The organism is Vibrio sp. J2-3(2022), from assembly GCF_021725735.1.
Classification (GTDB): Bacteria; Pseudomonadota; Gammaproteobacteria; order Enterobacterales; family Vibrionaceae; genus Vibrio; species Vibrio diabolicus.
This window is the reverse complement of the sequence record NZ_JAKKCK010000003.1, coordinates 318,495-325,873: the sequence shown is the minus strand read 5'-3', so window position 1 is coordinate 325,873 and position 7,379 is coordinate 318,495. Positions and strand designations below refer to the sequence as shown.

The window sequence follows — 7,379 nt, the reverse complement described above, 5'->3', positions numbered from 1 at the left end:
GGAGCTTGCTGTTATCAGATTCTTAGTCTCGCTAAGGCTCGCTAGAATGACGAACTCTTTTGATTTAGAGACTGTTAAAGCCACTGTCATTCTGAACAACGAGGAACGAGGTGATTCAGAATCTATCGTCCGCTTGAGCTGTGGCTAAGGTGAGCGGGAGAGAATAGGAGCTTGCTGTTATCAGATTCTTAGTCTCGCTAAGGCTCGCTAGAATGACGAACTCTTTTGATTTAGAGACTGTTAAAGCCACTGTCATTCTGAACAACGAGGAACGAGGTGATTCAGAATCTATCATCCGGTTGAGCAGTGGCTAAGGTGAGTGCGAAAGAACAGGAGCTTGCTGTTACCAGATTTTTAGTCTCGTTTGAGCTCGCTAGAATGACGAACGCTTTTGACCTAGAGCTTATTAAAGTCACCGTCATTCTGAACAACGAGGCACGAGTGTGATTCAGAATCTACGCCCAGAGCGCTCCGAGTTTGAACTGAGCGATTGAATTACAATGGAAAAGTAACAGCGAATCATGAAGGAGAATGAATCATCGATAGGACACCTTGCGTTTATATCCTAACGTCAAATAACAACGCCGTTCTCTACATAGGTGTTACCAGTCAGCTGCCTCAAAGAATATGGCAGCATAAAAACGGAGTAGTTGAGGGATTTACCAAGAAATACAACGTTCATAAGCTCGTTTACTTTGAGTTATTCGAAGATATGGCAACTGCCATAAACCGAGAAAAGCAGCTCAAGCAGTGGAAGCGTGAGTGGAAGTTAGCCTTGGTAAGAGAAACGAACCCTAACTTTCTCGATCTATCTACTGAGTATCAGTAAAAATCGTCCCTACCTTTAAATGCCTCTAAACTAACCACATCCGCTTTTTGAGTCGGTGCCGTTTCCCCTTGTAGCGCCGCTCTGAACTTCACGACCTGTTTTTGTAATTCGTTCATCAATACCACATTGGTGTGGTGAGGGTTTTTACACGTGCTGATGACCCTATCGATGTGGCTTTGCTGAGCCCACAGTCTTTCTTGCATGTTTTCTGATGCACTTTCGATCATCTCTTTTGCCATTTCATGACGAAATTGCTCAAAAGCTTCTGGATCTCGCTCTGCCATTCGAACCATTTCATCGAATGGCGGAAGCGTTTGAGAAGAGTAGTGACGTAGAGTAGACATTGATGCTCTCCAAATCCTTATGGAAATTGCCTTTAGTTACTAAAAGCCTATACCACTAGAAAGAGGTGAGAGGATGATTTCTTCAGCCGTCTCATTTATAAGAGAAGCTTTCAAGCTTGAGATTGAATAAGTGCGGCATGTCGATGTTTGTGGTGGTTACTGCAGTTGTTGGATGCGGTACACGCAGCGTCTTTGACCGCTGATGATATGCTCGGTGCGCTCTATTTTGGTGTCACGTCCAAGCAAAGACTGAAAGACACTTAATTCTGATTGGCACAAACTTGGGCAGCGAGTTGCGGCTTTACAAATCGGACAGTGATTTTCGATCAAGATAAATCCGTTCTCATCTTGCTCGAGCTCTGCCATATAGCCTTCTTGCTCTCTTAATGTGACGAGTGTCTCTAGTTTGCTTTGCAGAGAGTCGCATTGCTCAAGATGCTGCCGATAACTTTGTAATGTGAGTTTTTCCCTTTCTGATGTGACTTTGTCCAGTCCATCTTTGCCAAAGATATGTTCGACAGCTTCTATAAATTGAATGGTCAACTCACCGTGACGGTCAGCAAATTGCTCATGACCTTTTTGAGTGAGAGACCAATGGCGAGCAGGGCGACCAACTTTTACTTTTACGTCATGAATAGACAGGATGCCATCATCTTCTAAACTTTGCAGGTGCTGACGCGCCCCCATGGTTGTCATACCTAGCTCAGAAGAGAGTTGTTTTGCAGTGACGGAACCATCACGCTTAACGATTTGCAATATCCTATCTACGGTCTTCATATACCCACCATTTATACGTCAGTACATATTATGCGCGATAGGGTTAGTAAAGAAAAGTGTTGACTTAATTTGAGTGTGGATTTGTAAGGGCTATGTTCATATGAGCCAATATATATCGCCACTCTGAACAGCGAGAAACGAGTGTGCTTCAGAATCTATCGTTCGGTTATGCGGAAAGAAAGGCTCCAACTCAGATTGGCTAGAGCCTCGAGAAATGCTTAAAGAATAATATCACGCACTTCTGGATCTTTACGATCTAGGTAGTGAGTCGACTTAATGCGACGAATAGTACGGCATCGACCACGCACGAGCAGCGTTTCTGTGGTTGCGATATTGCCTTGGCGAGAGATGCCTTCTAGCAAGTCACCTTTAGTGATGCCTGTAGCTGAAAATACCACATTGTCGCTACGGGCCATGTCTCCCATTTTGAGGACAACATTCGCTTTTACGCCCATTTCATCACAGCGTTTTAGTTCGTCTGCGCCGTAAATGCGGTTTTCTTCAGTATCGCCTTTTACTTCGTGACGCGGAAGTAGACGACCGTGCATGTCACCGTCTAGCGCTCGAATCACCGCGGCTGATACGACCCCTTCTGGCGCGCCGCCAATACAGTACATCATGTCCACTTCACTGTCTGGCATACAAGTCAGAATAGAGGCAGCCACGTCACCATCAGGCACCGCAAAGACACGTACGCCCATTGCTTGCATTTCTGCAATAACGTCATCGTGGCGAGGTTTCGCAAGGGTAATAACGACTAAGGTATCAAGTGGTTTGTTCAGGGCTTTTGCTACGTTCTCTAGGTTCTCTTTTAACGGCTTTTCTAAGTCAATCACGCCTTTTGCACCAGGGCCAACAACCAGTTTTTCCATGTACATATCTGGCGCTTTAAGAAAGCTGCCTTTCTCACCTGCGGCAAGTACGGCTAGTGCGTTAGATTGTCCCATTGCCGTCATACGCGTCCCTTCAATCGGGTCGACTGCAATATCTACTTCATCACCACCAATACCCACTTGCTCACCAATGTATAGCATTGGCGCATCATCGATTTCACCCTCACCAATGACAATTTCACCACTGATATCTGTTTTGTTCAGTAGGGTGCGCATAACTTCAACAGCTGCGCCATCGGCTGCATTTTTATCGCCACGGCCAAGCCATTTGTAACCAGCCAAAGCTGCACCTTCAGTCACACGGGAAAATGCCATTGCTAAATCGCGTTTCATGATGTCTCCAAGTAAGCAAGAGGGAAGAAGAATTTGCGCGGCGATTCTATCACAACGTAGGGTAAACGTTTGCCTTTTTGCGGAGCTTTTACTTTATCTAACTTGAATTTGATCAATACTTAGGGCGATTTTCAGCGTGGCGGGAGGCAAAACCCTTGCTCAAAAATGCTTCGGCGATAAGAAAAGTCAGCGTTTAGTGAGATTGCGCCGATTTTTTGACCGAATGATGCGAAATATCGAATATAGTGAGTGTTTCTCATCGCGACGCTGAGTAGAATGAACCTTATATAGGTTAGGTGTGCATCAATCTCGCACATCGTCCCAACGGAATAACATAGGTAGGCCAAGATGTCTTTTGAAGTACTAGAACAACTAGAATCTAAAATTCAAACTGCAGTTGACACAATCACTCTTCTTCAGATGGAAGTCGAAGAGCTGAAAGAAGATAAAGCAAAACTTGCGGAAGAAGCGAACGAGCTTCGCTCTCAACGAGAAGAGCTAGAGCAAAAAGCACAACAAGCACAGCAAGAGCATGCGCAATGGCAAGAGCGCATTCGTGCACTACTTGGCAAAATGGACGAAGTGGAATAATCCGGCTTCTTCATTCCAAATTAAAAACACCCGCGTTAAGCGGGTGTTTTTAATTTGGGGAAGTAGGAAATCTTTGGACAAGCTCTATGCCTGATAGCCAAGATAAGGTCCTATAACTTAGGTACCTAAGACTCGTTATTCTTCTTCATCCAACTCTAAATCAATATTCAATGGTTCAGGCGACAGGATAATTCCGGTGCTATCGGCATAAATATAATCTTCAGGTAAGAAGCTGACGCCGCCAAAATTGACTGGTACATCTAATTCGCCAATACCCTGGTTGGTCGCACCAACAGGAATCGAAGCGAGGGCTTGAATGCCTAAGTTCATATCTTCGAGCTCATCAACTTCACGAACACAGCCGTAAACGACAATGCCTTCCCACTCATTTTCTTCCGCAATAGTTGCAATTTCTGCATCGATAAGGGCTTTACGTAGGGAACCGCCACCGTCAATTAACAAAACGCGACCAAGTCCATCTTGCTCTAATGTCTCGCGGATCAACGAATTATCTTCAAAACACTTGATGGTGGTGATTTGCCCGGCAAATGAAGCGCGACCGCCAAAATTACTGAACATTGGTTCAACCACATCTACCTGATCGAGGTAGATATCACAGAGTGCTGAGGTATTGTATTCCATAGCGTACCTTTCTAAACAGAAATTGGTTGTCTTTGAGTATATCTAGGCATTAAGTCAATGCAATGACAATCCTTTTTTAACTTACTAGAGTTTGAGCTACCACAATTGTTGCAAACAAAACGTTGGTGACTAAAGAGCATTTCACGATGACTGGCATCATTGGTGCTATCTGAGCGGGCTTTTGTGTATGCCAAACCGCTTTACCATGATCGGCCACGAAATAAATACTAAGTAAAAATGGCAAGCTAATCCAAACGGGTTTGTCTTGAATTAACAAGTAAGCCGCAAAGGCAAGAATAGCACCGCCAAGTAAAACAAAGTGATACTGCTTGGCTTTGCGTTGACCCAAACGCACTGCGACTGTGCGTTTACCACACTCTCGGTCGTTCTCGATATCACGCATATTGTTGATGTTGAGTACTGCAACGGCGAGTAAACCGCAGCCTAGAGCAGGTAAGAATAGCGTGGTATCTACGTGACCAGTATGCAAGAAATAGGTACCGGATACGCCGAGTAGACCAAAAAACAAGAAAACTGAAATATCGCCAAGCCCCACGTAACCGTATGGTTTGCTACCCATGGTATAAGCAATGGCTGCGAGAATGGCCAAAATTCCCAGCCCGATAAAAGTGACAATGCTTTCTAGTGAGCTTAGTGAATAGAAAACTAACACTAAGCCAGAAATGGCGGTCAGAACGATGTTAAAGATAATCGCCTGTTTCATTTGTTTCGCACTTACCACGCCAGACTGCATCGCTCGTAATGGGCCAAGGCGTTTGTCGTTATCTGTACCTTGAACGGCATCGCCATAGTCGTTCGCAAGGTTGGATAGAACTTGCAGCAACGTCGCGGTTACGAAAGCCATGATGGCAATTGTCGGTGAAAAATGCCCCGCCGAGTAGGCGAGTACGCTACCCGTTAAGATAGAGACTAACGCCAGAGGTAGTGTTTTTGGGCGAGCGGCTTCAAGCCAGATCTGTAGAGATTGTTTCATGGAAATTTCGTGCTAGTAACCAATGTGCCCAGTATAAGCACAAAGAGGCAGATACGCTATTGACCTAAAACAACTCAACTAGAAGTCAAAGGGTGAAGTAGAAGGAAAGCAGTTTCGATATTTGAGGCGATAAAATAGCCATCTTTTTGGAAAGTGAATGGTACTGAGAACGCTGCTATTAGATTCTTAGTCTCGCTGGAGCTCGCTAGAATGACGAGTTCTTTCGATTTAGAGTTTATTAAAGTCACCGTCATTCTGAACAGCGAGGAACGAGTGTGAGTCAGAATCTATCGTCCGGTTGTGCAGTGGTGAAGGTGAGTTGGAAAGAATAGGCGTCTGCTGTTAGCAGATTCTTAGTCTCGCTTGAGCTCGCTAGAATGACGAGATCTTTTGATTTATGAGTTGTCAAAGTCACCGCCATTCTGAACAACGAGGAACGAGTGTGATTCAGAATCTATCGTCCGATTGTGCGGTGGTTAAGGTGAGCTGGAAAGAATAGGGTGTGCTGTTACTAGATTCTTAGTCTCGCTTGAGCTCGCTAGAATGACCAGATCTTTTGATTTAGGTGTTGTCACAGTAATCGTCATTCTAAACAAAAAGCCCAGAAACAAGGTTCTGGGCTTTGGTAAAATAGATTGCGATTAAAGAATAAAGCGGCTTAGATCTTCATCTTCAATCGTGTCGCCTAGGCGCTCTTTCACATAAGCGGCATCGATAACAAACTTCGCGCCAGATTGTTCTGCTGCATCGTAAGAGATTTCATCCATTAAGCGCTCCATAACGGTATGCAAGCGACGAGCACCGATGTTTTCTGTGCTTTCGTTGACCGTCCATGCCGCTTCCGCGATTTGCGTGATGCCGTCTTCTGTGAATTCGATGTCCACATCTTCCGTTTTCATCAACGCAACGTACTGCTCTGTTAGAGAGGCTTTTGGCTCTGTCAGAATACGTTTGAAGTCGTTGCTGCTTAGTGCTTCTAGCTCAACGCGAATTGGTAGACGACCTTGCAATTCTGGGATCAAGTCAGATGGTTTTGCCACTTGGAATGCACCAGATGCAACAAACAGAATGTGGTCTGTTTTTACCATGCCGTGCTTGGTTGATACCGTGCTGCCTTCAATCAATGGAAGCAGGTCGCGCTGAACACCTTCGCGTGAAACGTCTGGGCCAGAGCTCTCACCGCGTTTACAGATCTTGTCGATCTCATCGATAAATACGATGCCGTTGTTTTCAACGTTGAAAATCGCTGCTTCTTTTAGTTCTTCTTGGTTAACCAGTTTCGCCGCTTCTTCTTCCGCTAACGCTTTCATTGCGTCTTTGATTTTCAGCTTACGCTTTTTCTTAGTATCGCCAGCCAGGTTTTGGAACATGCCTTGCAACTGGTTAGTCATCTCTTCCATACCTGGGGGCGCCATGATCTCTACGCCCATTTGTGGTGCGGCTACGTCGATTTCAATTTCTTTATCGTCTAGTTGGCCCTCACGCAGTTTCTTACGGAAGATCTGGCGAGTGTGAGAAGACTCTTCCGTTTGCTCTGCTTGACCCCAGCTATCACGTGCTGGCGGCAGTAGCGCATCAAGAATGCGTTCTTCCGCTTGCTCTTCAGCGCGGAATTTTACTTTTTCCATCGCTTGTTGATGCGTCATTTTCACAGCGACATCAGTCAGGTCACGGATGATAGTTTCAACTTCTTTACCAACGTAACCCACTTCGGTGAATTTCGTCGCTTCAACTTTGATGAATGGTGCATTTGCCAGTTTTGCTAGGCGGCGTGCTATTTCAGTCTTACCAACACCAGTAGGACCAATCATCAAAATGTTTTTTGGCGTCACTTCGGCACGCAAACTTTCTTCAAGCTGCATACGGCGCCAGCGGTTACGAAGTGCAATCGCAACCGAACGCTTGGCTTTTTCTTGACCGATAATGTGGCGGTTCAATTCATGAACGATTTCGCGAGGCGTCATTTCAGACATATT

At 45.2% G+C, this 7,379-nt stretch carries 8 protein-coding genes; 2 read left to right on the top strand and 6 right to left on the bottom strand.

The features are described from left to right. The first annotated feature begins 538 nt into the window (after positions 1–538). The gene (locus tag L3V27_RS13960; protein ID WP_086046481.1) at positions 539–829 is read left to right on the top strand and encodes a GIY-YIG nuclease family protein; all 291 of its coding nucleotides are present in this window, start codon (positions 539–541) and stop codon (positions 827–829) included. On the opposite strand, the gene L3V27_RS13955 is transcribed toward L3V27_RS13960, so the two are convergent. The 3 genes from L3V27_RS13955 to glpX form a co-directional block, all read right to left on the bottom strand. Continuing rightward, positions 823–1,173, bottom strand: coding sequence for a DUF3135 domain-containing protein (locus L3V27_RS13955; RefSeq protein WP_085342723.1), 351 nt, complete (start codon positions 1,171–1,173; stop codon positions 823–825). The genes L3V27_RS13960 and L3V27_RS13955 overlap by 7 nt on opposite strands. Before the next feature lie 156 nt (positions 1,174–1,329). Next, a complete protein-coding gene (locus L3V27_RS13950) occupies positions 1,330–1,950 on the bottom strand; it encodes a metalloregulator ArsR/SmtB family transcription factor (RefSeq protein WP_065646853.1) in 621 nt (206 codons plus the stop codon). A 218-nt stretch (positions 1,951–2,168) separates the two neighbouring features. Continuing rightward, positions 2,169–3,176 (bottom strand): class II fructose-bisphosphatase, encoded by a 1,008-nt coding sequence (glpX, locus tag L3V27_RS13945; RefSeq protein WP_237312075.1) that lies wholly within the window; start codon positions 3,174–3,176, stop codon positions 2,169–2,171. A gap of 348 nt (positions 3,177–3,524) precedes the next feature. Between glpX and zapB the strand changes: the two genes are divergently transcribed. Continuing rightward, positions 3,525–3,767, top strand: coding sequence for a cell division protein ZapB (zapB, locus tag L3V27_RS13940; protein WP_005379536.1), 243 nt, complete (start codon positions 3,525–3,527; stop codon positions 3,765–3,767). Positions 3,768–3,902: 135 nt separating this feature from the next. Here the strand turns inward: zapB and rraA are convergent, their stop codons facing one another. The 3 genes from rraA to hslU all read right to left on the bottom strand — a co-directional run bounded on the left by rraA (position 3,903) and on the right by hslU (position 7,376). Next, positions 3,903–4,409 carry a ribonuclease E activity regulator RraA gene (gene rraA / locus L3V27_RS13935; RefSeq protein WP_114323088.1) on the bottom strand — a complete coding sequence of 169 codons (507 nt, stop codon included), beginning with the start codon at positions 4,407–4,409 and terminating at the stop codon, positions 3,903–3,905. A gap of 76 nt (positions 4,410–4,485) precedes the next feature. After that, positions 4,486–5,403: a 1,4-dihydroxy-2-naphthoate polyprenyltransferase gene (locus tag L3V27_RS13930; protein ID WP_237312073.1), complete on the bottom strand. Its 918-nt coding sequence runs from the start codon at positions 5,401–5,403 to the stop codon at positions 4,486–4,488. A gap of 641 nt (positions 5,404–6,044) precedes the next feature. Beyond that, the gene (hslU, locus tag L3V27_RS13925) at positions 6,045–7,376 is read right to left on the bottom strand and encodes an HslU--HslV peptidase ATPase subunit (RefSeq protein WP_006742475.1); all 1,332 of its coding nucleotides are present in this window, start codon (positions 7,374–7,376) and stop codon (positions 6,045–6,047) included. Between the last annotated feature and the right edge of the window lie 3 nt (positions 7,377–7,379).

Coding starts and splice junctions, on each gene's coding strand:
- L3V27_RS13955 (WP_085342723.1), bottom strand. CDS start 1,173: ATGTCTACTCTACGTCACTACTCTTCTCAAACGCTTCCGCCATTCGAT.
- L3V27_RS13950 (WP_065646853.1), bottom strand. CDS start 1,950: ATGAAGACCGTAGATAGGATATTGCAAATCGTTAAGCGTGATGGTTCC.
- glpX (WP_237312075.1), bottom strand. CDS start 3,176: ATGAAACGCGATTTAGCAATGGCATTTTCCCGTGTGACTGAAGGTGCA.
- zapB (WP_005379536.1), top strand. CDS start 3,525: ATGTCTTTTGAAGTACTAGAACAACTAGAATCTAAAATTCAAACTGCA.
- rraA (WP_114323088.1), bottom strand. CDS start 4,409: ATGGAATACAATACCTCAGCACTCTGTGATATCTACCTCGATCAGGTA.
- L3V27_RS13930 (WP_237312073.1), bottom strand. CDS start 5,403: ATGAAACAATCTCTACAGATCTGGCTTGAAGCCGCTCGCCCAAAAACA.
- hslU (WP_006742475.1), bottom strand. CDS start 7,376: ATGTCTGAAATGACGCCTCGCGAAATCGTTCATGAATTGAACCGCCAC.